Annotated in this window: 11 protein-coding genes; 3 read left to right on the top strand and 8 right to left on the bottom strand. The window is 73.8% G+C overall.

All coding sequences use genetic code 11. From position 1 onward, the window contains the following. Window positions 1–274: 274 nt before the first annotated feature. The 3 genes from ACSRUE_RS15585 to ACSRUE_RS15575 all read right to left on the bottom strand — a co-directional run bounded on the left by ACSRUE_RS15585 (window position 275) and on the right by ACSRUE_RS15575 (window position 16,005). Window positions 275–12,448 (bottom strand): tetratricopeptide repeat protein, encoded by a 12,174-nt coding sequence (locus ACSRUE_RS15585; protein ID WP_441291685.1) that lies wholly within the window; start codon window positions 12,446–12,448, stop codon window positions 275–277. Window positions 12,449–13,035: 587 nt separating this feature from the next. Next, window positions 13,036–14,004, bottom strand: coding sequence for a hypothetical protein (locus tag ACSRUE_RS15580; RefSeq protein WP_441291684.1), 969 nt, complete (start codon window positions 14,002–14,004; stop codon window positions 13,036–13,038). Window positions 14,005–14,277: 273 nt separating this feature from the next. Continuing rightward, entirely contained in the window at window positions 14,278–16,005 is a 1,728-nt protein-coding gene (locus ACSRUE_RS15575; RefSeq protein ID WP_441291683.1) for a leucine-rich repeat domain-containing protein, read from the bottom strand. 459 nt (window positions 16,006–16,464) lie between these two features. On the opposite strand from ACSRUE_RS15575, the gene ACSRUE_RS15570 reads away from it, so the two are divergent. Further along, a complete protein-coding gene (locus ACSRUE_RS15570) occupies window positions 16,465–17,193 on the top strand; it encodes an enoyl-CoA hydratase/isomerase family protein (protein WP_441291682.1) in 729 nt (242 codons plus the stop codon). A gap of 123 nt (window positions 17,194–17,316) precedes the next feature. Here the strand turns inward: ACSRUE_RS15570 and ACSRUE_RS15565 are convergent, their stop codons facing one another. After that, window positions 17,317–17,442 (bottom strand): hypothetical protein, encoded by a 126-nt coding sequence (locus ACSRUE_RS15565; protein WP_441291681.1) that lies wholly within the window; start codon window positions 17,440–17,442, stop codon window positions 17,317–17,319. A 199-nt stretch (window positions 17,443–17,641) separates the two neighbouring features. Here ACSRUE_RS15565 and ACSRUE_RS15560 point away from each other — a divergent pair, with 199 nt between their 5' ends. Next, a complete protein-coding gene (locus tag ACSRUE_RS15560) occupies window positions 17,642–17,839 on the top strand; it encodes a hypothetical protein (RefSeq protein WP_437990368.1) in 198 nt (65 codons plus the stop codon). Window positions 17,840–18,320: 481 nt separating this feature from the next. Here the strand turns inward: ACSRUE_RS15560 and ACSRUE_RS15555 are convergent, their stop codons facing one another. After that, the gene (locus ACSRUE_RS15555; protein ID WP_437990369.1) at window positions 18,321–18,473 is read right to left on the bottom strand and encodes a hypothetical protein; all 153 of its coding nucleotides are present in this window, start codon (window positions 18,471–18,473) and stop codon (window positions 18,321–18,323) included. A gap of 332 nt (window positions 18,474–18,805) precedes the next feature. Next, window positions 18,806–19,483 (bottom strand): DNA alkylation repair protein, encoded by a 678-nt coding sequence (locus ACSRUE_RS15550; RefSeq protein WP_441291680.1) that lies wholly within the window; start codon window positions 19,481–19,483, stop codon window positions 18,806–18,808. Between the two features lie 1,095 nt (window positions 19,484–20,578). On the opposite strand from ACSRUE_RS15550, the gene ACSRUE_RS15545 reads away from it, so the two are divergent. Further along, the gene (locus ACSRUE_RS15545; protein ID WP_441291679.1) at window positions 20,579–21,841 is read left to right on the top strand and encodes an SBBP repeat-containing protein; all 1,263 of its coding nucleotides are present in this window, start codon (window positions 20,579–20,581) and stop codon (window positions 21,839–21,841) included. A gap of 129 nt (window positions 21,842–21,970) precedes the next feature. On the opposite strand, the gene ACSRUE_RS15540 is transcribed toward ACSRUE_RS15545, so the two are convergent. Then, a complete protein-coding gene (locus ACSRUE_RS15540) occupies window positions 21,971–23,299 on the bottom strand; it encodes a ferritin-like domain-containing protein (RefSeq protein WP_441291678.1) in 1,329 nt (442 codons plus the stop codon). A gap of 145 nt (window positions 23,300–23,444) precedes the next feature. Continuing rightward, a complete protein-coding gene (locus tag ACSRUE_RS15535; RefSeq protein WP_441291677.1) occupies window positions 23,445–25,022 on the bottom strand; it encodes a leucine-rich repeat domain-containing protein in 1,578 nt (525 codons plus the stop codon). Window positions 25,023–25,476: the final 454 nt, after the last annotated feature.

Here is a 25,476-nt window from a genome sequence, read left to right as displayed (position 1 = left end):
ACAAAAAAAGACAAAAATGCGGGGAGAAATAGCGATTTCTGAGACGGGGCATCGCGCGGACCCCTGAAAGACCGCGCCGGAGCGGTGCGCCAGAGGGGCAACCAGCCGCCGGGAAGGGCGGCGGCGCGGCGCCGTAGCGGGCCGGAGAGCGTCAAAAAACGCCTGGAGTCGCGCGGTTTTGCGCGCTCCACGCCCCTGCGCGCGCCGCCTGGGGCGGCCGCGGAGGCGGCCGCCGCGACCCGGGCATACCCGCGGAGACGCGCGGGACAGGCCCTCAGCCGGCGCGCAGCTCGTCGAGCAGCGCCCGGGCCGCCTCGAGCGAGCCGTCCTCCGAGACGGACTTGTCGAGCATCAGGCGCGCTTTCCGGCGGTCGCCGGCCGCGAGCGCCATCGCCCCGAGGTGGTAATAGGCGAGCGCCCGCGCGGCGGGCGTCGTGCCTCCCTCGCCGGGCTCGGGGGAAATCTTCATCAGGGTGACCGCGCGGTAAGCGCGCGCGGCGATGTCCTCCTCCCCCAGCCCGAGCGCGCTCTCGCCGAGCTCCATGGCGATCTCGCCGTTCTGAGGATCGTTCTCGAGCGCCCTCGTGAGCGCCGTGAGCGACTCGTGCAGATTCCCCTCGGCGTCCTCGATCCGCGCGACGCGGTGGTAGACGGCGCCGAGGTGCCGTGAGCGGCGCCCCTTGGCAGCCACGATGAGCTCGGCGGTGACCGCGCGCGCCTCCCTCGAGTCGCCCGCGGCGCTCAGCGCGTCGACGAGCAGGAGGGCGACCTCGCTCTCCTCGGGGCGCAGGGAGCGCGCCTCCCGGAGCGCCGCGGCCGCTTGCGCGGCGTCGCCGGCGTCGAGCAGCAGGCGGCCGGCGGCGACGAGGAGCGTAAATCGGCCGGCCACGTCGGACGCCGCGGCGGCGTCCTCGAGCGTGATGGCGGCGAGCTCGCGGTTCGCGCCGATCTCGGCGTAGAGCGCGCGCAGGCGGTCGCGGATCTCGGGATTGCCCGGCGCGGCGCGGAGCGCGCGCTCGAGCCCGCCGCGGGCGTCGCCCAGGTGGCCCGCGCGCGCGCAGGCGCCGGCCAGGAGGAGCGCCGTGGCGACGAGGGCGTCGCCCTCCTCGAGCGCGATGAGCCTGCGGTAGACGGCGCTCGCGGCGTCCCACCGCGCGGCGGACTCCTCGAGGCCGGCGAGCGCCTTGAGCGCGGCGCGGTCCTTGGAGTCGGCGTGGAGCAGATCGCCGAGGTGGGCGCGCGCGCGCTCGACGTCGCTCGAGCGCGCGAGGATCTCGGCGAGGCGCAGCCGGAGCGCGCGCGGCGAGGCGGCGCCCGCCGCCCCCGCCGCGGCCTCGCTGGGCGCGCCCGCGGCCTCGGCGTCGGCGGACCGCGCCGCCGCGCGCGCGAGCGCCCGCTCGAGCCCGGCGACGAGCTCGGCGGCGTACTCGGCGCCGCCGAGCGCGTAGGCGCGCTCGAGATCGGCGAGGGCGCGGTCGCCCTGGCCGAGCGCGCCGTGGACCTCGGCCCGCGCGCGGAGGAGCCACGGGTCGTCCGGGCTCGCCTCGAGCGTCGCCGTGAGCGCGCGGGCCGCGCGGGCGTGGTCGGAGACCGCGCCGCACGCGTCGATGAGCGCGATCAAGACGTCGCGATCCCCGGGCGCGACGCGGAGGGCGCGCTCGAGGAGCTCGGCCGCCGCCGCGGCGTCGCCCGCGCGATCGCGGAGGATCTCGGCGGCGCGGCAGAGCGACTCGACGCGCGCCTCGTCGCCGTCCGCGCCGTGCGCCGTGAGCACGTGGAGCTCGGCGAGGGCGTGCCAGGCCTCGCGGGCCGCGTAGCGCGACGCGAGCTCCTCGCGGAGCCGGTCGTTCGCGGGGCAGACGGCGTACCCGGCCTTGAGGGCGGCCTCCGCCGCGGCGTCGTCGCCGCGCGCGCCGTGCAGCTCGGAGAGCTCCAGGGCGAGCTGGGCCGCCTCGCCGCCCTGCTCGGTGCGCAGGAGCTTCTCGAGCCCGTCGACGAGGTCGTCGGCGTTGTCGCGCTTCCGGCTGAGGCGCACGAGCGCGCGGAGCACGTCGCGGTTCGCGCCGTCCCAGTCCGCGGCCCCGAGGTAGACGTCGCGCGCGCCGCGATCGTCGCCGCGCTGCTCGAGGAGGGCGCCGAGGCGCATCGAGATCGACGCGATCGAGGCGACGTCCGCGCGATCCTTGGCGGCGTCGAGCTGCAGCGCGAAGAGCTCGCCGAGCTCGTCGGTGCGGCCGGCCTCCTCGAGCATCGTGGCGAGGAGGATGGCGGCCTCCACCTGGGTCGGATCCTCGTCGAGGATGTCGCGGAGCAGGACCGCCGCCTCCTCCGGCGACTCCCGCGCGAGCAGGCGCGCGCGCTCGAGGCGCAGCGCGCAGCGCTCGGAGAGATCGTCGACGAGGGGCGCCGTCTCCTCGAGCAGCGCGGAGAGGCGCGCGGCGTCGCCGCTCCGCCGGTACACGCCGGCGAGGGGCGTCCAGATCTCGCGCTCGGCGGGCTCGCGGGCGCGGAGCTCCTCGTAGAGGCGCGCGGCGCGGGAGAGGTCGGCGAGCGGGCCGGCGGCGAGCTCCGCGGCGTGCAGGAGCAGCGCGCGCTCCTCCTCGGGCGCCGAGGCGCGCGCGGCGCGCTCGCAGAGCGACGCGGCGGCCGCGAGATCGCCGGCCTCCTCGCGGAGCTCCGCGAGCGCGACGAGCGCCCACGCGGAGCCGGACGGATCGGACGAATCGGACGAACCGGACGGACCGGACGAAGACCGCGCTTCCGAGCCGACGATGCGCAGCAGGATCGACTCGGCCAGCCCGCGATCGCCGAGCGCGCGGGCGGTGCGGACGGCCTCCTCGAGGACCCCGGGGCCCTCGACCTCGGCGAGGAGCAGCAGCGCGTCCACGAGGGCGCGCGGCCGCCCGCCCTGCCGGGCGAGGCGCTCGAAGAGGCGGATCGCGCGCGGGTTCCTCGGATCGGTGCGGAGCGCGTCGCGCAGGATCGCCTCGGCCAGGTCCGGATCGGCGTGGAGGTCGAGCGCCTCTTCGAGGAGCGAGATCGCCTGATCGACGTCCGCCGCGTCCGCCGCGAGCAGCGCGGCCAGGCGGTACCGCGGCCCGGCGCGATCCGCGCCGCCCGCGGGGGCGGCCGGGGCGTCGGCGAGGCCGATGCGCTTGCGGAGGGCGTCCGCCTGCGCGGCGCGATCGCCGAGGCGCGCGTAGATGGCCTCGAGCGAGCTCCACAGCTGCTCGATGTCGGCGCCCGCGTCGCGGCCCGCGGGCGGCGCGCCGGCCGCGATCTTCGCCTCCGCGCGGCGGTAGACGGCCGCGGCGCGCTCCTGATCGGCCGGCGAGAGCTCGAGGGCGCGGCCGAAGCGGAGCAGGAGCGCGACCTCGTACGGCTCGGAGGCGGCCCGGGCGACGAGCCGCTCGACGAGGTCGAGGTAGCGCTGCGTCTGGCCCGAGCGGCGCGCGAGCTCGAGGGCGGCGTCGTGCGCGGCGCCGGCGCCCGGCGTGAGATCGAGGGCCCGGAGGCGGGCCGAGAGCGCGAGCTCCGGGCGATCGAGCGGGCCTTCGTAGAGCGACGCGAGCTCGCCGAGCGCCGCGGCGGCGTCCTCGGCGGGCCCCTCGGCAGGGCCGGCGAGCCGCGCCTCGAGGGCGCGCGCGAGCAGGTCGTGGCGCCCGCGGGCGCGCAGCGCGGCGAGGAGCTTCTCGTGCTCGGCGTCGCTCTCCCGCGCCGCCTCGAAGGCGGACTCGACGTACTCCGCCTCGCGGTCGGGCGCCCCCTGCCGGCGCGCGATCTCGCCGAGCGCGAGCAGGACCTCGGCCCGGCTGAACGAGGTCCCCGACGGGAGGACCACGCTGGAGCGCGTCGGCGGCATCGTGCTGCGCCGCGCGCCGACGAGCCCCTCGCCCTCGTCGCGGGGCCGGCGCGCGACGAGCAGCAGCGCGCGGTAGGCGCGGTGCGCGCGCTCGAGCTGGCCGTCCTCGAGGGCGAGGCCGGCGAGGCCGTGGAGCGCGTCGGGGTGCGCGGGGTCGACGCGCAGCGCGAGGTCGAACTCCGCCATCGCGCGGGCGCGATCGCCCGTGGCGAGCGCGACGCGGGCGAGCTCGTAGTGGACGAACGCGCGCTCCTTGGGGCGGCGGGTGCCGAAGTCGGCGATGATCCCGCGCAGGGCCGCGGTCGCGTCGTCGGACCTGCCGGCGGCGGAGAGGGCGCGGCTCCGCGCGAGGCGCAGCGAGAGGTCGTCCGGCGCGAGCGCGATGGCCTCGTCGAACAGCGGGATCGCGGCGGCGGGCGAGCCGCCGCGCGTGAGGTAGAGGTCAGCGGCCTCGCGGAGGAGCGAGAGCCGGGCCGGCGCCTCGTCGGCGCGCGCGGCGTCGCCCGCGATGAGCGCGGCCAGGGCGCTCCACGCGCCCGACGCGCGGTAGAGGTACGCGAGCCGCTCGCGCAGCGGCGCGGGCTGCGCGGCGCGGGGCAGCGCTCGCTCCAGGGCGGCGCGGGCGCGATCGGGCCCGCCGGCGGCGAGGTGCGCGTCCGCGAGGCGGAGCGCCGCCTGGTGCAGCTCCTCAGGCGCCGCGCCGGCGCAGAGCCGCTCGAGCGCCTCGGCGGCGGCCGCGTGCTCGCCCCGGCGCGCGAGCAGCCGGGCGAGGGCGTCGAGCGCCTCGACGGACCCGATGTCCGCGGCGCGGCGGTAGCTGGCGATGGCGCGCTCGGGCTCGTTGAGCTCGTGCTCGGCGAGGGACGCCGCCTGGAGCCAGAGCTCGGCGGCCGCCGTGCCGGCGCCCGCCGACCCGCGCGCGGCCGCCTGCTCCTCGCGGAGCAGCATGAGCTCGCGGTGCAGCCCGCCCGCCTCGAGGAGCGCGGCGAGCCTGTCGATCGACGGGCCGTGCCCCGGGCTCTCCGCGAGGTTCCGGCGGAGCAGCGCGATCGCCTCGGACGCGCGCGTGGCGTCCGCGAGGAGCTCCGCGGCGTCGTAGCGGAGCGCGACGCGGCGATCGAGATCGCCAGAGACCTCGATCTGCAGCTCGCGCAGGCGCACGAGCTCCTCGCGCCGCCCGGCCGCGCGGAGCAGCGCGGCGAGGCTCTCGCCGACCGATTCGTCCGTCGGATCGTCCGCGAACAGCCCGCCGTAGAGGGCGATCGCCTCGCCGGGCTCCGCCGCCTCGGCGGCGACGCGCAGCAGCCGGCGCCGCTCGCTCGACGCGAACGGGAGCGCGGCGCCGCGCCGGCACAGCGCGACGACCTGCGGCCTGTCGCCCGCGCCCGCGAGCATGCCGACGAGCGCGTCGATCGCCCAGAGGGCGGCGCGCGAGGCCGGCCACGCGCCGGGCCCAGGGGGCTGCTCCTCCTTGTCGGCGAGGCGCTGCACGGCGATCTCGAGGAGCTCCGCCGCGATCGCGCGGGCCCGCGCCGCGTCGCCCGCGTCGCGCGCCGCCTCCACGGCCTCGCGGTAGAGGGCGAGGTCGTGCCCGGTCGCCGCGGCGAGCCGGAGCAGCGTCGGGACGAGCGAGGGCCCGCGCCGCCGCCGCAGGAGCTCCGCGAGATCGAGCAGGATCGCGCGGTTCGCCGGGTCGTGGAGGAGCGCGCGCTCGAACGCGCGCTCGGCGGCGTCCTCGTCGGCGCGCGCGTCGCGGTGCCAGCGGCCCACGCGGGCCGTGAGGTCGCGGAGCGTGGCGGCGGGGACGTCGCCGCGGCGCTCGAGGTCGGGCAGCGCGTCGGCGATTGTGTGCCAGCGGCCCGCGAGGTCCGTGAGCCGCAGGAGCCCCTCGGGCGGCTCGGCGCCGGGCGACAGGAGGAACGCGCGGAAGGCGAGCTCGAAGGCGCCCTCCCGGTCGTCGCCTCGCTCCTCGAGGAGCGCCGCGGAGGCCTTCAGGATGGCGACCCGCTCGGCGTCCGTCCCGGCCGCGGCGAGCCGCGGCTCGAGCAGCGCGATCTGGCCGCGCCAGTCGTCCGCGTCGGCGCAGATCTCGAGCAACGCGCCGACGGCGGCGACCAGCGCGCCGCGGTGCTCGGCCGACGCCGGGTCGATGCGGCGGAGCAGCTCCTCGAGCCCCGCGCGCGGCGCGGGCGGGCGCGCGTCCCGCTCGCCCCCTTCGGCCGCCCCCCACTCGCCCTCCCCGCCAAAGCCCTCGACGCCCGCGCGGCGCGCGTCCCGCTCGGCCTCGTGCGCGCGGCGGTAGCCCTTCACGGCGAGCTCCCACGCGAGCGTGCGATCGCGGTGCGTGTCGCCGAGGCGCTGGAAGAGCTCCACGCTGCGCGCCGCGCCCGCCCCGCCGGGGAGCGCGCCGGCCGCGGACGCCTCGACCTCGAGCAGCGCGACGAGGTCGCCCCAGCGCTCCGCGCGCGTGTAGAGCGCGGCCAGCGCGTCGCCGCTCTCCGGGTCGGGCGCGAGCTCCTCGCGGATGCGGCGCCAGGTGGCGATGGCCTCGTCGGCGTCGCCGAGCTCGCGCTCGAAGAGCCGCGCGACGCGCCCGAGATCGCGCCGGCCGCCCGCGCCGCCGCGCACGGCCGCGCGGCGCTCCAGCACGGCCGCGAGCTCGCGGTACCGCCCGCCCTCCTCGAGGAGCGCCGCGAGGCCGTCGAGCGCCGCGAGATCCTGGCGGTCGTCGACGAGGCGCGCCGAGTACGCCGCGATCGCCCGGGCCTCGTCGCCGAGCCGCGAGGAGGCGAGCCGCGCGAGCTCGCCGAGGGCCTCGCGTCGCGCCGCCGGGTCCGTCTCGATCGCGGCGAGCGTGTCGAGCACGTCGCACCGCTCGGCGACGCGATCGCCCTCAGCGAAGAGCCGATCGAGCGCGCGGGCGGCGTCCCGCGCGGCCTCCCCGTCGCCGCTCGCCTCGGCGAGCGAGAAGAGCCGGCGGAAGAGCGCGATCGCCCCGTCGGCGTCGCCGAGCCGGTCGCGGCGGAGGAGCGCGGCGTCGCGCACGAGCGAGAGCGCCTGCCGCGCGTCGCCGGCGCGCGGCTCGGCCGCGGCGAGGACCTCGGCGAGGCGGTCGTGCCGGCCGAGGCGCTCGGCGAGCTCGGCGAGCTCCGCGCGATCGGCGGCCTCCGACGGCCTGAGCTCGACGAGCTCGGCGAGCCGCGCGAACGCGCCTGGCTCGTCGCCGAGGGCGTCGCGGCGGAGCCGCACGATCTCGCGCAGCAGCGCCGGGCGATCGCCGGCGTCGGCGCCCTCGAGCTGGATCTCGAGCACGCGCACGAGGTCCGTGGGCCTCGCCTCCTCGCGGTGGTGCTTCGCGAGCAGCGCGGCCGACCGCTGCCGCGCCGCGCGCGCATCGAGCGCGCCGGCCTCGCCGGCGAGCGCCTGCTCGGGCGGCAGCGCCCCGAGGATCCGCTCGAGCAGCGCGAAGGCGTCGACGGGGCGCGGCGCCGCGCGGGCGGCGCGCGGCGCCGGGGGCGCGTCGAGGAGCTGCTCGACCACGGGGAGCGCCGACGCGGCGTCGCCGACCCCGTCGATCCAGAGGAGCGCGACGCGCTCGCGGAGCCGATCCGCGGCGTCGCCGGAGAGCCTCGGCAGCTCGGCCGACAGGAGATCGATGAGCGGGCGGTGCCTGCCGTGCCGCTCGTAGAGCCGCTCGAGCGCGGCGCGGGTGCGCGCGTCGTCCTGGAGCGGGAGGAGCTGCTCGAGGTAGCGCATCGTGCGCTCGCCGTCGCCGGCGAGGTCGCGCGCGACGGCCGCGGCGTCCTCCAGGAGGAAGACGCGCTCGTCGGCCGCCGAGGCGCGCTCGAGCATCACGTCGTAGAGCGCGAAGAGGTCCTCCCAGCGCTCGGCCGCGTTGTAGGCGAGCTTCAGCCGCTCGAAGCCCCAGAGCGAGCCAGGCACGAGCTCGACGAGCCGGCGGAGCAGCGCGAGGGCGGCCTCCGGCGCGTCGAACCACTCCTCGTGGTGCTCGACGGCGCGCCGGCCGATCTCCTCGGCGATGTCGGGCGGGAGCGCGGCGCCCGCGTCGAGCGCCGCGGCGTGCGCGGCCGCGACGCGCTCGGGCTGCTTCGCCCGGCGGCCGAGCTCCTCGAGCCGATCCCAGAGGGCGAGCTCGCCCGGCAGCTCGGAGACCGCGCGCAGGGCGGCGTCGAGGCCGCGCGGCGCGTCGTGGTCGTGGTGATCGAGCAGGCGCTCGAACCAGCCGCGGCGGACGGCGGCGCGCTGCGCGGCCGCGAGGCTGCCCGCGTCGAGCGGGGCGCCCGGCGCGGCGTCCGCCGGCGAGCTCGCGAGGAGCGCCTCCAGCAGCGCGACGCGCGCCTCGGGGTCGTCGAGCGCGTCGCACGCGCGCTCGAGGAGGAGCGCCGCGCGCGCCTGCGTCTCGGGGCGCCCGAGCGCGCGCTGCACGATCTCGATCACCGCGGGCTCGATCGTCCCGGCCTCGATCGCGGGCGCGACCGCGTCGAGCGCGTCCGCCGGCCGATCCAGCCGCTCGAAGAGGAGCGTCGCGAGCTCGACGTCGAGCGCGACGCGCGCGCTGCCCTGGCTCCGGTCGCGGCGCGCCGCGAGCACCTCCGCCGCGCCCTCGTGATCGCCCACCTCGGCGAGGAGGCGCCCCCGCGCCGCGAGCGCGTCGTCGTTCTCGGGATCCACCTCGAGCAGCCGGGCGTAGAGCGCCGCGGCCGCCGCGCGGTTGCCGATCTCCTCTTCCCATGCGGCCCACGCGGAGAGCGCCCTCGGGCGCTCGCCCTCGTGCCCGCGCTCCATGAGGAGCGTGAAGAGCCAGCGCCGGTCCACGCGGCGCGCGAGCGTGTCGGGGCTCTGCGCGAGGAACGCGCGGAACGCCTCCAGCGCGGCGGCGTCGAGCGCGCCCAGCGCGGCGTCGCCGTCGTCCTGCGGCGAGAGCAGGCGCCGGTAGACGGACGCGGCGTCGTCCTGCCGCTCGGGATCGGCGGCGAGCACGCGCGCGAGCGCCGCCTCGATCGCCCGGACCCGCGCCGCCGCCTTGCCGGCGGCCGCGCTCCCCTCCCCCCCGGCCCTCATGCGATCGCGGAGATCGAGCGCGGCGTCGACGAAGCGCGACGTCGCGCGCGCCCGGATCGCCGCGTCCTCGAGCGCGGCGAGCGCGGCGAGCGCCTCGTCGTCGGACGCCGCCGTCTCGAGCAGGACCTCGCAGACGGCCGCGAGCCGGGCCCAGGCCCCCTGCCCGCGGTAGAGCGCCGCGAGGCGGGCGGCGGCGTCGCGGTGCTTCGGCGCGACGGAGAGCACCCGCTCGTAGAGCCGCTGCGCCCGCTCCGGATCCGCGAGCGGCCCCTCGGCGAGCCCGGCGGCGCGCTGCCAGGCCGTCACCGCGGCGTCGAGGTCGCCCGGAGCGGCCTGCGCCGCCGGGGCGTCCGCCGCGCGCGCGGCGTCGGGCGCGCGGATGCCGAACGCCGCGAGCTCGCCGAGGCGCTCCAGCCAGAGCGCCTCGTCCTGGGGATCCCCCGCGGCGGCGACGCGCCGCTCGAGCACCTCGCGGAGCAGCGCCGGGTCGCCCGCGGACAGCGCCAGCGCCTCCATCGCGGAGAGCGCGGCGCCGTCGAGCGCCGCGCCGCCCGAGAGGATCGCGCGGTAGTGCGCGACCGCGCTCGGGACCTCCCCGCCCCTCGCGGCCGCGTCGGCCATGCGCAGCTCGTGGGCGACACGCGCGTCGGGCGCCACGCCCGGGAGCCGCTCGGCCAGCGCGCCGTAGAGCGCGCCCCACGCCCCGCCCGCCGCGTACGTCTCGAGCAGCGCCTCGTACGCCGCGTCGTCGCCCGCGTCGTCCTCGATGGCCGCGCGGTACGTCGCGACCGCCCCGGCGAGGTCGCCGACGTCGCGGCGCTGGATGGTGCCGATCGCGTGCAGGAGCTCGCGCCGCCGCGCGGGCGCGCACGGCTGCGCGAGCGCCTCGCGGTAGAGCGCGAGCCGCTCCTCGGGGCTGCCCTGCTCGCGCAGGAGCGCGTCGACGCGCGCGATGAGATCGAGCGACGACGGCTCGAACGCGAGCGCGCGGCGGTAGAGAGCGAGCGCCTGCGTCACGTCGCCGCTCGCGAGCAGCGCCTCGCCCGCGCGCCGCGCGAGGTGCGACAGCGCCGGGCTGTCCACCGCGCGATCCCCGAGCGCCCCCGCGAGCGCCGGCGCGCGGCGCGCGGACTCGCTGCCGTGCTCCGTCAGCCGCTCGACCTCGGCGACCCACCGCGCGAGCCTCTCCGGCGCGTGCGCGGTCGCGAGCGAGAGCCCGCGCGCCGAGAGATCGAGCGCCTTCTTCGGGTCCCTGAGCTCGCGCTCGGCCACGGAGGCCGCCTCCTCGAGCGCCGCGAGCCTGCCCGACACGTCGGCCGGGGTCGGCGCGGACGCGCCCGGCGCCCAGACGACGGGCCCGAGCTCCGCCTTCGTCTCGAGCACGCGCACGAGCAGCGGCGCCGCCTTCTCCGCGCGCGCGATCGGCTCCAGCACCGCGCAGGCCGCGAGCCGCTGATCGTCGGTCAGCAGGAGGTGGGAGCTCTGCCGCGACGGGGAGGACTCCGCGCCGGCGGCGCCGTTGCCCGGGGGCGCGCCCAGCATCTTCTCGACCGCGAGCCGGCTCGATCGTTCGGCCGGATCGAGCGCGAGCGCCTGGCGGTACGCGGCGATCGCGCCGGCCGGATCGTCGAGCCGCGCCATGCGGATCGCGCCGATCCGGGCGAGCACCGAGGCGCGGTCCTGCCCGGCCGCGAGCTCGGCCTCGGCCTCGAGGAGCGCCTCGAGCTCGGCCCAGCGCCGCTCCTGCTCGAGCAGCGGGAGGAGCCGCGCGTGCGCCTCGCGCGACGCCCCGAACGCCGCGAGGTAGCGGCGCCAGGCGGCGACGGCGGCGGGCAGATCCGCGAGCCGGGTGCGCAGCTCGGCCGCGCGGAAGGCGAGCTCCCGCGCCGCGCGGCGGTCCGGCTCCGCCTCGGCGCGCCGCTCCAGGACCCACGCGAGGCCCTCGTGCGCCGAGGTGGCCTCGTACAGCCGCTCGAGCGCCGCGAGCGCGCCCGGCTCGCGCGAGGAGCCCGACTCCGCGAGCCTGCGGTAGGCCGCGATCGCGCCCGCGGCGTCGCCGAGCTCCTCCTCGTAGAGGCGCGCGAGCCGCTCCGCCGCGGCCTCGCGCGCATCGGCCTCCGGCTCGGCCTCGGCGAGCCGCTCGAGCGCGCCCGCGAGCCCGCGCGCGTCGCGCTCGCGCTCGCAGAGCTTCGCGAGCCCGCGGGCGGCGCGCCGCGCGGCCGCGTCGTCGGGCTCGCCGTCGAGCGCCTGCTGGAACGACGCGCGCGCCTTCCTGCCGTCCCCGAGGCCCTCGTACAGCTCGCCGAGCTCGGCGGCGATGCGGGCCTTGAGCGGCTTGTCCTTGGCGCCGGCCGACGCGCGCACGAGCACGCGCGCCGCGTCGGCCTGGCGGTCGAGCGCCGACGCGAGCGCGACGAAGCGCTCGCGCACCGCCTCGTCGGACGGGTCGACCGCGAGGATCTGCTCCGACAGCGAGAACGCCGACGCGAGATCGCCGAGCCGCTGGAACTGCAGCTCGACGAGCCGCTTCTGCACCTCGACGCGGCGCGGCCCGCGCAGGTTCTCGATCTGGAGGGCCATCATCCGCGCCGCCTCCAGGGCGTCCCCGCGGCGCGCGCCGGCCGCCTCGAGCGCCGCGGCCGCGCGCACGAGGACGGTCTTGCGCGCGAGCAGGGCCTCCCCGGCGCGGAGGGCGGCCTCGTGGCCCGGGTTCTGCGCGAGCACCTCCTCGACGTGCGGCAGCCCCCGCTCGATCTCCTTGAGCGGACCGCTGTAGAGGTCGATGAGCCGCGCGCGGATCTCGAGCGCATCGGGCGGCGGCGCCTCCGCGGTGAGCGCCTGCTCGAGCATCCTCGCGATCTCCTGGTGTCGCCCGGCGCGCGCGTAGCGCGCCTCGAGCTCCCAGCGCGCCGAGGCGTCGCCGGGGTCGACCTTGAGGATCTGCTGGAGCAGCTTGATCGCGCGCTCCTCGTCGCTCGCGCCGCTTCCGTTGACGTCGGCGAGCTCGAACGCACGGCGGAGCAGCGACAGCTGCTCGGCGCGGTCCGCGCGGTGGCCCGCCGCGAGGGCGTAGAGGTCCGCGAGCTTCGCCGGCTCGTTCGCCTCCTGGAGGATGCGCTCGAGCCGGAAGAACGCCTCCTGATGCGAGGGCAGCACGGAGAGCGCCCGCTCGAGGTAGGGGCGAGCGCCGCCGGGGTCGCCGAAGGAGTCGGCGAGGAACTCGGCGGCGCGCACGAGGACCTCGGCCTGGGCGGCCTGCGGGAGCATCCCGAACCGCCGCTCGCCGACGAGGCGCTCGTAGGCGAACGCGAGCTCGGAGAACCGGTCGTGGCGGGCGGAGGCCTCGTGGAGCTTCGCCCAGAGCTCCGGGTGCAGGCTCCCCTTGGCCGCCGCGGCAACGAGCACGTCGAGCGCGGCCGCCTCGTTGTCGATCCCCTGCTCGAGCGCGGCTTCGAGGTTGTCGATACGAAACGAGACGCGCGCGCTCTTCGTGTCCTGCTGCATGTGGATCCGGACCTCGGCTGGCGGTGGTGCAAGGGGCCGGCGCGCCGGCGCTGCCGTCGAACCTGCGCCCGCAGTGCGCTGCGGAGCGCTGCCCAAGGTAACAGGAGCGTTTCCCAAATGGGTAAATGGGCTCGGGGACGGGCCGTGGCTCGGGCGGGAGGCCCGATCGTCGCGGGCGGCGGCCCTGCGCGGCGCGTGAGCGTGAGGGAGGGTGGAGTCGAGCACTGGCGGAGCAGAAGAGAGGAGGAGATGCGACAGCGGTGGCACGCGCGTTCTGGCGAACCGCGGCGGGCTGCACGGCCGCGCTGCGGCGCCCGTTGCGGGAGCGATGGGCTCACCGAACTGCTGAGTTCGGCTGTGCGGTTCGATTGCAGAGCGCGCGCGCACAGCGCCGTGATGGCCGCTGGCGCGAGGTGGAATGCTCGGCCCTCACGGGGCTCCCGCGCTGGCAGCTTTTCCGACGACGTGCGCCCCGGGGTGTCTACGCTGGCCAGCGTGGTTCGCCCGACTCGCGCGCTGGTGCCCCCCATCCTGGTGAGCCAGCCCGAGAGCCTCGGTGAAACGCCGCTTCCTCGCCGGCGACGGCGTTACTTGGCCGCTTCGAAGCTGAGCCCGAAGCGGGCGCGGCGCGGCGCCGTGCCGGCGAGGTGGATGCTCTCCACGATGCGGCTCACGCACTGCTCGCTGTCGGCCCCCGTGTAGCCGGCCATCCTGGCGGCGCCGTCCGGGACGAGCTCGATGTCGAGCTCGGCGGGGCTCTTCGGCGGCTCGCCGTAGCAATACGGCACCCGGCGCGACAGCACCTCCTCGAGCAAAGCGATCTCCTGCTTGCTCAAGGCCTTCGCGCTCTCCGCGTTCGCCTTCGCGATCACCCGCACCTTGGGCTTGCCTCCCAGGCGGAAGACGTCGCACGCGATCCGGCCCTGCTGCGACTTGTCGTTCGCGGCCTGGACCCGCGCCTTCGCGGCATCGGCCTTCTTCTCGCGGTCGGTGTCCGTGTAGACCTTCACGAGCGAACAGCACGCGCTCACCGAGCCGCTCGCGCACGCTCGATCCAGCGCCTTCTCGGCGATCGCCGCGTGGATCTTCGCCGGCTCGAGGTCCATGTGCAGCTCGCCGCGGCCCTCGCAAGCGGCGACGTCTCCCGCATTGCAGCCGCGGTCGAAGCTCTCGTCGACCTCCTTGTCGTGGCCGTCCTGTCCCGAGAGCGCCCGGCCGAGCGCGGCGCAGCTCCTCGCGCTCTTCTGGCACGCGGCGCGGAGCTCCTTCAGATGGGCTTCGCGCTTGTCACACGCGCTCTTCGCGCCGAGCTTGCACGCCTCGCCGAACGCCCGCAGCGCAGACCCGAGCGAGAACCCCGGGAACGCCTTGTCCTCCGTCTTCGCGTGGAGGTCGCCCAGCGCCTCGCACGCCGCCGCCCTGCCCGCCGCGCACTCGGCCTCGCAGGTCTCGATGTCCTGCGCTTCGCTGCACGTCTTCGCCGGAGCAGGGGCCGCGGTCGCCGCGCTCGGCGCGGGTTCGGCGGCCGCCGGGCTCACGACCGGAGCAGGCGCCATCCCGCTCGCACCAGGGGACACCTGCGCGTGCGGGGCGTCTGCGGGCCGAGCCGACGGACCGCAGGCCAGCAGCGAAGCCGCGGCGCAGGACGGGAGGAGAATGGCGGCGAGGCGCGTTTTCACGCGCGTCACCGTACAACCAGTCCAACTTGGCACGGTGAAAAAACGGGATCGCTGGGCGCCAATGCCGTCGCAGCGCAATGCCGCTGCGAGCGCCCGAGCGTGGCGCTCGCGACGGCGTCGTTCGCGCGCGACGGCGGGCTCCCCGCCGGCTCAGGGCGAGCAGGTCCCGGTGCCGTTGCCCTCCTCGCGCACGCTGCCGGGCACCCAGTCGAGGCGCTCCAAGAACGCCTCGATCTCGCAGCTCGGCAAGCTCTCGTTGCCCATGATCTCGATCCAACCACTGATCATCCGGGCGCCCAGGCCGCGGAGCGTCGCGAGCGAGCGGTTCCCCTCGACGATGAGGCTATCGAGATCAGCCAGGCCCTCGAGTCCGGTCAGCCCGAGCAGCGCGTCGTTGTCCTGGATGACGAGCTGGCCCACGCGGACCAGGTCACGCAGCGCGGCGATGTCCACGAGCGATTCATTGCCTTCGAGCCTCACGACTTGGGTAATGTCGTCGCCCGCGCCGAACGAACCGAGCCCGTCGAGGCTGGTCAGCGCGCGGTTACCGACGATCTCGATCCCGCTTTGGACGTTGCGGAGGCCGCTCAGGTGCCGGAGATCCGTGAGCCGGGGATTGTTCGCGATCGAGAGCAGAAAGAGGTCCGAGATCTGATCCATTCCTGTGAGGCTCACGAGCCCGGCGTTCTGGCCCAGGGAGAGCACCGACAGCTCGGTCACGCCGGCGAGGTCGGACAGGTCCGCCAGGGAGCCACAATCGCTGATGAACAGCTCTTGCAGGCGCGTGAGGCCGCCGAGATCGATCCTGGTAAGCTTGGGGTTGGAGGTGAAATAAAGCGACTGCACGTCGCCCCAGTCCGAGGGAAGGTGCGCGAGAGCGTCGGCGATCACCAGCTCGGGGTTCGATTCGATCACCGCGGACACGACACCACGGAGCGAGAACATGCCCGTGAGGGTGACCATCGATGAATTGCCGCTGATGACGAGACCGTCGACGGTGTCGAGCCCCCCGAGCCCGATCAGGTCCCGGAGACGCTCGTTCTGCGCGATGGAGATGGATCCCGCATGACGGAGCTGCTCGAGGCCGCGCAGCGAGCCCAGCTGCGGGTTCTCCGCCAGCACGAGGTTCTGGACGGTCGAGAGCCGCGAGACACCGTCCAGCTTGAGGAGCCCGTCGTTCCCGGAGATGGTGAGATCCTCGAGATCCTCGAGGGCCTCGAGGCCGTCGAGGCTGGTCAGCCCGTCGTTGTCGATCACGCTGAGCCGCCCGCGGCGCAGGTTCGCCACCCCGCGCAGCGTCGCCAGCCCGTCGTTGCCCTCGATCCAGAGCTCCCCCTCCTCGAAATTCTCGATGCCTGGCAAGAACAGGAGCGCATCGTTGTCGACCAGGCGGAGCGTCCCCCGGCGGAGGCCCTGCAGCCCGTCCAGCGACACGAGGTGGTCATTGCCCTGGATCAGGAGCACCCCTTCCTCGAACCTGCCGAAGCCTGACAAGGAATCGAGTTCATCGTTGTCGATCACGCGCACCTCATGTGCGTTCAACCCGACGCCGGCGACGCTCTCGAGGATCGGGTTCTCACGGATCTCGATGATCCCCTTGACCTGTTGCAGGTTCGGAAGCTCGCCGAGGCGGAGCAGCGACGCGTTCCGCGCCACCTCCAGCCGCGCTCCGACGACGGAAAGGGAGTCGAGGCCGTCGAGGCTCGACAACAGCCTGGTGTCGCTGATCATGAGGCGTCCCGAGATGCGCGTCAGGCACGCGAGCGGGGACAGATCGGAGACCTCGCGGCCGATGTTGAGCCTGCCATTGAGGACGGTGACGCCGCGCAGCTCCTCGAGATCCTCCTGGCGATTGACATTCCAGGTGCCGCTCTCCACGCGGGTCGGGTCGCACCCCTGCTCGTCGCCCCCCGCGCCACCGGCACCCGCGCCCCAGCCCCCCGCACCTCATTCCCCCACGCCACCGGCACCCGCGCCCCCCGCGCCCGGCTCGCCCGGCTCGCCCGGCCCACCTCCCGCGAGGCTGGGCTCACGGCGATCCCGCGTCAAGAACGACGGGGTGCTGGAACTGTGCGGTTACTGCACGGAAATTTTGCAGGAAACGCGGAGCGCGCCGTGCCCGTCTCGTTGCGTCTGGGGCCTATGACAGGTCGGCTCAGGATGGCTGTGGAGTGCAAACGGTTCTTCGGTGCATGGATCATCCGTTGATAGAGCGCCGCGTTCGCAGAAGGGATCGCTTGCGATCTCGCACACGCAGCCTGATCACCGCGGGCCGCGGCCTGGGGGGCCAGGGCGCGCGAGCTTGCGCCGCGCTCGTCTCTGCGCGATCGTCTCGCCATGCAATTCGTCGAGGTGCTCACCAGGGACGGCATCGCCGAGGTCACGCTGAGCCGACCGAAGGTCAATGCCATGAACCAGGCGGTTCTCCGCCAGCTGGCCGACGTCTTCCAGCGGCTCGCGGAGGACGACGCCGCGCGCGGCGTGCTCGTCCGCGGCGCCGGAAACTGCCTGTCTGCGGGTCTCGATCTCCGCGAGGTCGCGTCGCTCGATCGAGACGGGCTTGGAAGCTTCCTCGACGACTTCGACGCCGCCTTCGGCGCCGCTTTCCGCTTTCCGAAGCCGTTCGCCGCCGCCGTTCACGGCCACGCGATCGCGGGCGGGCTCCTGCTCGCGATGTGCGCTGACTTTCTCGCCCTCGGCGCCGGCGACTACAAGGTCGGTCTCCCCGAGCTCGCCGTGGGCATCGCCTTCCCGCGCGTCGCCTTCGAGATCGCCCGGACCGCCTCTCCCGCCCGCGCGCTCCGGAGGCTCGTCTTCGGCGCGGAGCTCCATTCCCCCGCGAGCCTCTTCGACATGGGCGTCGGCGACGCGCTCTCCGCCGAGCCGCTCGAGGACGCGCGCCGCTTCCTCGCCACGGCGTGCGGCCGCCCCGCCGCGGCGTTCCGCCTCGCCAAGGCGAGCCTCCGCAGGGACGCGTGGGAGCGGGTCGCGGCGCAGCCGCCGGCCGAGCGGGAGGCCCTGATGGACGCGCTCCTCTCCTCGAAGCAGGCCTTTCTGCCGGCATGAACGCGCGGCGCCCGGCGCAGAAGGGCCGTCGCTCGCGCCCCTGAGCGCGCCAGTCGCCGAGCTCCCCGCCGCCTGAAGTGGAATCACTTCGTGGGGTGGTTCGATCCCCTCATGCCAAAGAGTTCACTCCTGTGAAGAGCAGCGCGTGACGGCGAAGCACGATAGGAGCCGCTCGGTCCACGACTGGTCCTCGGCGCGCTGGATCTCGTCGTGGGGAATGGCCTGGAAGCTCTCGCGGCGATCGTTCACGGTGAGGCCCGCGATCCTATCAGCCGGCGAGGCGCTCACCGGGCGGCGGGAACGTGCGCCGGTATCGAGCGGGAAGAGACGGGGGAGGCCGCATCAGGGGAGCGGCGCCCACAGCGTGCCGCAAACCCCACCCGTGGAGTTGATGCGGTCCACGTATCCATACCCCGTGATTGGGGTGTCGGGACACTGGTATCGATTCGTGCCTATCGTGGTCGGGCTCAGGGACGACGGCGAGCCGGTACCCCAATCCCCCCCGGGCGTGCTGCACCGGACCTCCGGCGTGCAGTATAGCCCGGCACTCGTCGTGATGCACCGGACCGCCGTCGCGACCTTGTTGCTCGGGCAATCGGTCGTCCAGCCGTGGTTCGACGTGGACGATGGACCGGGCGTACAGTAGATCCGGAAACTGGTGCGAGCCGAATTGCTCTCCCAGCGGGTCGCGAAGCTCCCGTTCGCGCACGTGGGCTCGACGAAGGGGGTGCATCCATGGATTCCGCAGCTCCCCGACGACCACCCCGTCCAGCCCGACACCGTCGAGGCCAACGTCGCGTCACCGGTCTCCTCGGTGCCGTCCGACTCATCTCCGTCCGACGCGTCCATCGCGCAGCTCGCAGTGGCGAGGGCGACGCACACGAGGAAAGCTGTTGCTAATGACCGTGTTCGCATATTCTACATCCTTTTGCTGCTGTGGGTGTGATGCCTGCCAGCGGCCCGTCCGCTTCGATGGATGCGGCTTGTCCGCGTCGAGGGAGAAGGGAGGGTGAACCGATCGGGGAATGTCGACTCGCCTGTAACGGCACGCCGCGACGCGCGCCGGTTGATACCAAGTCGGATGGCGCCATGCACCGCTGCAGCGGCGCGAGCGCTCGCTCGGCCCCTCACGTGTAGAAGTTGAATTCCCTTGGTTGGATGTCGAGCTGTCGTGCCTGGACATCGAGCTGGCCGCCCATTCGCGTGCCTCGTCCGATCCTTCCGGCGGCGAGCCCGGCCGCGAACGCCAGCGCGAGCGTCGCACCAGTCACGATGAGCACGCGATCAGCTCGTCACAGACGGCGCTTCAAGTCACCTTTCCCGTGACTGCATCTCGTTGATCGGAGTCTAGTGTGCTGCATCGCAAGGCGCAAGATCTGTCCGCGCCAATTCGGTGCACCCGATGCCGGCGCCCGACGGTCTGACAGACCATCATGGAATCATCCAGCACGGGAGTGCGCGCTTGACCTTACCCCCGGCGCAGTCTGCTCCTGTTGCAATTGGATTGTTCTGCTGTCCCCCGTCGCGTCGCGCCTCGCCTCGCGGCGGGCCGAGCGCAGGCGCGCGAGCATGCCGATTTCACGCCATCGGTAGCGGGGCGCGCCGCCCCCCTTCATTTGCCCCGCGTCTTCGCCGCCTTCTGCCGCCGCACCATCTCCGCAATCCAGACCGGCGCGAACGGCGGCGTGCAGCCCGGCGACGCCGGGTAGTCCTTGAGCACCTCGAGCCGCTCGCCGATGGCCACCGCGCGGGCGCGCAACCCGGGGTTGTGGATGCCGATCTCGGCGAGGCAGTGGTTCATCGACCACTGCTTCGGGCCTGGCGCCGCCTTCATCTCCGCCTCGATCTGGTCGAGCAGCGCGGAGAGATCGAGCCCGGCTGGGCTCTTCACGACGCGGTCCGTCGTCAGGCTCCAGCCGGCGCGCCCGACCAGCTCGCTCGCGGAGTCCTTCCAGCGGACACGCAGCTCCTCGACGTGCCGCGACGCCTTCACCACGTTGACGATGAACCAGTCGAGGAGCTTGGGATAGCCGATCTCCCGGACCATCGCGTCCAGCTCGTCCGCCGAGAAGGCCTTTGGCTTGAACACCAGCGTCGCCAGGAGGCGGGCGTCGGGGTCCCCGGTGCGCCACAGCTCGCCTGCCAGGGCGTGGTCCGTCTTCAGCTGCTTCGCGAGCGCGCGGAGCTGGGTGAGGTTCACGCCGTGGGCGTCTCCGGCGCGGGCGTTGACCTCGCGCATCTTCTCGTTGCTCAGCGCGGCGAGCTCCCGCAGGACGTCGGTGAGGTTCATGGTCTGGAGCTAACCGTATCCGCGCGCGCCGTCCAGCAGCGCGGCGCCGCCTCGGGTGGCTACGCGGATTGGTTGTTGAACCAGCGCCGTTGCTCCAGGAGGGCCGGCATGCCCCCGCGCGGACGACCAGAGCGTCTCTCGTAGCTCTTTCGGGTGCTCGCGGTGGCGTGAAGGGCGCCACGCCCCACCGCGAAGCGTGGGGCGGCTCAGGGCGCCGCGGGCGGCACGGCGAACGCCGCCGGCTGAGCGTCGGAGGTCGTGGCATGCCGCTGAAAGGAAAGTCCTTCCCGTCGCAGGTGTACTCGAGGGGGAGGGTTTCCCCGAGAGCCCGAGCGCTGCGCTCAGCGCGAAGGCGTCAGGCGGCGGCAGCCGCCTCCCACCCTCGCATTGGATCGCGGAAGGCAGGGGCGCTCGCCCCATGACACCCGCAGATCGCCGCGAGCAGCAGTGCCACAACCTGTCAATCACACTGAAAGCGCGATCCTGCTCGAAGAACTCGCCGACTTCCTCAGCAGAGTGGCGTACGATACTTCAGCGCTCGCGCTGCGCGGGGGCAGTGGGGTCAGTATGCATTCAAACCACGATCGCCAGCGGCCAGTGCACCGCCAGGTCAGCGGCTTCCTCATCAGCGGAATCGTCCTTCTCGGCTGCGGAAGCACGGTCCGCGACGAGGGCACCCACCCTTCTTCCGGAGGCACAGGCCACTCGGAAGGCACCGGAGCGACAGGCGGCGGAACATCGAGCGGAGGAACGGGCGCGAGCGGCGGCCTTGGGAGCGACGCTGGGAACACGACCGCCGCCGCCGGCAACTCGGGCGGCAGCGGAGGGGCGTCGGGCGGAGCAACCGACGAAGGTGGAGGGACCTCAGGCGGAACAACGGGCGAAGGCGGCGTGGGGCCGGGCGGAGCCACGGGCGAAGGCGGAACGCCCGGCGACGGAGGAGCAGGTGGCGCGCCGGACGACAGACCCAAGATCTGTCCTGATGGCTCGTTCGACCATGACGGCGACCCCAGCAACACCTGCAAGGCGTGGTCGCGATGCCCCCCGGGTCAGTACATCGCGAAGGAAGGCACCGACACCAGCGATCGCCAGTGCGTGATCTGCGGCGATGGTACCTTTTCGACGATGCAAAACGTGCGCGCGTGCACGCCCTTCACGGATTGCGCGCCGGCTTCGAGCTCATGGCCACAGGGCGGTGTGGCGACCCCCGGAACAGCAACCGCCGATGCCGTATGCGCCGACCCTTATTACAGATTCGGTTCGGAGGGCTGGTACGTGGCCTTTGCCGTGGCGGTCGACGGCGGCGGCAACGTTTACGTCGCGGGAAACGCCTACGGCGCGCTCGCGGACGGCGGTGAATCGGACGCCTTCGTCCGCAAGCTCGATGCGCATGGATCCGTTGTGTGGACTCAGAAGTTTGGGACATCGAGCGACGACCATGCCAAGGGCGTGGCGGTCGACGGCAGCGGCGACGTCTACGTGGCTGGAACCACGGGGGGCGCGCTCGAAGGTGCCAGCGGAGGCTTCGGCGACGCGTTCGTGCGGAAGCTCGACTCGAGCGGCGCGACGCTGTGGACACGGCAGCTTGCCACGTGGCGTTCGGAGTCGGCAAACGCCTTGGCGGTCGATGGGCAAGGAAATGCCTATGTTGCCGGAACCAGCTACGGCGGCGACCAGAGCACGGGTGAGGCGTTCGTGACCAAGATCGACACGAACGGCGCGCCAGCGTGGACTCAGCTGTTTGGTGGGCCAGACGAGGACGAAGCCATGGCCGTGGCGGTCGACGGCAGCGGCAACGCCTACGTCGGCGGATACACCTCCGGTGGCGTCGTCGCAGACTCGGACCGAGGACAGCGGGACGCCTTCGTCCGCAAGCTCGACTCGAGCGGAGCGACGTCATGGACTCGGCAGTTCGGCTCGACGGAGAACGACTTCGTCTTCGCCGCGCGCGTGGACGGCAGCGGGAACCTCTATGTTGCGGGGAGCACCGCCGGCGAGGTCGGCGGCCCGAGCGAGGGATCCCCGGAGGCCTTCGTGCGCAAATTCGACGCAGACGGCGCGACGTCATGGACTCACCACGTCGGCAATGCGTCCTACGACTACGGCTTTGCCCTGGCCATCGACGGCAAGAACGACGTCTACCTCGTGGGATCCACGAGCAGCGGCGAAGAGGACGTCTACGTGCGCAAGCTCAACGGGAGCGGCGCAGCGCAATGGACCAAGGAGATCGGGACGCCGCGCAGCGACACAGCGCTCGCCGCGGCCGCAGACGCCGACGGCAATCTGTACGTCGCCGGGTACACCGGCGTATTCTTTACCACGTCGGACCCATTCGTCCTGCACATGCCCGCCGAATGACCCTGGGCCGTCCGCCCGACGGGCCGCCGGGACTACGCTGAGCGTCTCCAGCGGCGCAACTCTCCCGGCCCGTGGCGCCTGAATTTCCGGCGACGGCTCATTCTCAATCGGCTCTTCTGGCGGGACTTCTCACCCGCGGTGCTGGGCCGACAGCAGCGTGCGCATGGCCGGCGTGATGACGTCCGCGATCGCGCGGCGCCACGTGGAGACCAGGGCGGCGCCTTCGAGCCGGCCGTGCGCGGCCAGGGCGCCGGCTGGGGCGGCCTGTGCCGCGGGGGCCGGCAGGTGCGCCGCGAGGGCGGCATCGAACGCCGCCGCGACCGCCCGGCGCACCGCATCGCCGCCCGCCTGGAGCGCCCAGGCCACGAAGCGCCACGCGAGCTCGGCGTGCCTGGCCTCGTCCTCGGCGATCGTGGCAAGGACGCTCCGGACCGCGGCGTCGCTCGCATGCGCGAGCTGCTCGCTCGCCAGCACGGCGGCGAGGGTCTCGCCGACGCAGCCTTCACCGACGGCGCGCGCCGCCATCTCGGGGAGATCCGAGCTGACCTCGACGAGGCCGCCGAACTCGAACGGCGCGGGCTCGAGCGCCGCGCCCGCGTACGCGCTCGCCAGCCCGAAGCAGAGCGCCGCGTGGCGCACCTCGTCGCCGGCGGCCTCGTGCGCGGCGGCGAGCATCGCGGCGGGGGCGCCGACGGCCATCATCTCCAGGGCGAAGCGCGAGAACGAGGCGACGGATGCGTGCTCGAGCAAGGCGTCGCGGAGCCACGCATCGGCCAGCGCGGCGCGCTCTGCCGGCGTCAGCTGCGCGACGTCCGGGCGCGCCGCTGCGCCCCAGGCGCCCGCCTCGCGCCGCGCTGCCCGCGCGGTGCGGGCGCGCTCGCCCACGACGAATGGGCGGCCCACGGAGGCGCATTCGGCGGTGTAGTCGTAGCAGCACTGACCCTCTCGAAGGACGCCCTCGCCGATCTCGTAGACTCCGCAGCCGCTGCCTGGGAAACGGTGTTTACTATCGTAAGGGTTGACAGGAGGGCACGGGCTCGCGGGCGCGCCGCCCTGGCCCCCCACGCCGCCAGCTCCCCCTGCACCGCCCTGCCCGCTGACCTCCTCCCGCGGGATGCAGTGGGTGCCTTCGACGGTGTCGTAGTAGACACCACCCGAGCTCGCCGACACGGGGCCACCGTCGATGCCGCCGCCTTGCCCGTCCATCTCACCATGCGATCCCGAGCTCTCGTCGTCCTCTCCACGCGATCCCGAGCTCGCGTCGCCCGAGGGGCGGCCGCCGCTTCCCGCGGTGAGGCCGCCGCCACCTTCGCCCGACACGCGGTCCCGGACGACATCGCCGCTGCACGCGGCGCCTCCAGCCACCATGCCGAGCGTCGCCGAGGTGAGTATCGCGCGGGTCAGCCGGTGAGCGAGCGCGATCCGAAATTGAGCCGAAGAGAAGGATGTCGTTGTCATGGGGCTGCCTGTCAGCAGCAAGCATGCCAGACACGAGATCTTGGGGAATTCAGCGCTTCTGTGCCAGAACAGCCGGCACATCCTGACACAGAGATGGGTGCGCGTCGGTGTCGAGCGTCAACAGCGGCGTTGACCTCCCCGCGGCTCAGGGCGAGCAGGTCCCGGTACCGTTGTTCTCCTCGATCGTGCTCTCGGGCCGCCAGTAGAGGCCATCCATGAATGCCTCGACTTCGCAGCTCGGCAAGCTGTCGTTGTGCGCGATCCGCATCCAAGCAGCGATCGTTCGAGCTCCCAGGCCGCGAAGCGTCGCGAGCGACCGGTTCCCCTCGACGAAGAGCCAGGAGAGCTCGGCCAGGTCTTCGAGCCCGGTCAGCGCAGGCAATGCGTCATTGTCCTGGATGGTGAGCTGGCGCACGTGGACCAGGCCACGCAGAGCGTCGATGTCCACGAGCGCATCGTTGTCCTCGAGCGTCACGCTGTCGGTCACGCCGTTGCCCTCGCTGAGCGAACCGAGCCCGTCGAGGGTGGTGAGCGCAGGATTACCGGTGATTCCGATCCCGTATATGTTGCGGAGGCCGCTCAGGGGTCGGAGATCCGTGAGCCGAGGATTGTGGCTGATCGTCAGCTGATCGAGCTGCGAGAGCTGCTCGACTCCCGTGAGGCTCATGAGTCCGGCGTTATCGCTTACGCCGAGAGCCGCCAGCTGGGTGACGCCGGCGAGATCGGACAGATCCGACAGGGAGTCACAACCGGAGACGGAGAACATTTGCAGGTGCGTTACACCGCCGAGATCGATGCGCGTGAGCTTGGGGTTGCCCGAGAAGTAAAGCGCCGGCATGAGGTCCTCGCCCGAGGGAACATGCGCGAGAGCGCCGGCGCTCACGAGCTCGGGATTCCCACTGACAGTGAGATACTGGATACCGCGGAGCGTTAGCATGCCGTCGAGGCTGACCATCGAGGGATTGCCGCTGACCTCGAGAGAGTTGACGGTCTCGAGCGCCGCGAGCCCGGTCAGGTCCACGAGACGCTCGTTCAACCCGATCTCGATGAACCCCGCTTGGACGAGGCCGTCGAGGCCGCGCAGCGAGCTCAGCTGCCGATTCTTCCACAAAAAGAGGTGCTCGACGCTCGTGAGCCGCTCGATACCTTCCAGGCTGGCGAGCCCGTCGCTCTCGGAGATGGCGAGCTCATCGAGCTCCTCGACGGCTCCGAGGCCCTCGAGGCTGGTCAGCGCGTCGCTGTCGAAGACGGTGAGGCTCCCTCGGCGGAGGTTCCCCAGCCCGTCCAGCGTCGCGAGCCGGTCATTGCCCTCGATCCAGAGCTCCCCCTCCTCCATGGTTTCGAGGCCTGACAAGGACTCGAGCGAATCGTTGTCGATCACGCGCAGCTCCCCTACGTTCACCCCGACGCCGGTGAGGCTCTCGAGGAGCGGGTTTTCACGGATGTCGATGATTCCCGTGACCTGTCGCAGGCTCGAAAGTCCGCTGAGGCTGAGCAGCGATAGGTTCCGCATCACCTCCAGCCGCATCCCGATGGAGGAAAGGGCGTCGAGACCGTCCAGGGTAGACAGCTGAAATGTGTCGTTGATATCGAGGCGGCCCGTGATGGTCGTCAGGCACGCGAGCGGGGACAGATCGGAGACTTCCCCGCCGATGGTGAGCCTGCCATCGAGCACGGAAACACCGCGCAGCTTCTCGAGATCCTCCTGGCGATTGGCATTCAAGACGCCGCCGAGTGAACGGCCCGGCTCGCACCCCTGCGCAGCGCCCCCCGCGCCTGCGTCCCCGCCTGCGCCTCCGTCCCCGCCTGCGCCTCCGTCCCCGCCTGCGCCTCCGTCCCCGCCTGCGCCTGCGTCCGGCTCGCTCGGCCCACCTCCCGAGGATTGACCGCCTGAACTGGCGCTCGCGACGACCGCGGGGTCGCCCGAGCCGGATGACGTGGCGCCGGCACCGCCAGCCCCTGCCGTCGATCCGACCTCGCCTCCGCCCGCCGGCGGTTCTTCGACGTCACGCACAATCCGGCCATCACAAGCCGGCGCGAGCGCAATCAGCGCAAGCACGCCCATCCGCCACGGCTTCCCCATCCCACGACGTTGAGCTCACTCCGATCCTGCGTCAAGACCCCGGGGCGACGCTGGAGGTGCGCAATGGCGACGCGGCAATTTTGCAGGATCGCGG

It is taken from the genome of Sorangium sp. KYC3313 (assembly GCF_052075895.1).
Classification (GTDB): Bacteria; Myxococcota_A; Polyangia; order Polyangiales; family Polyangiaceae; genus Sorangium; species Sorangium cellulosum_B.
This window is presented reverse-complemented; position numbering and strand designations above follow the sequence as displayed.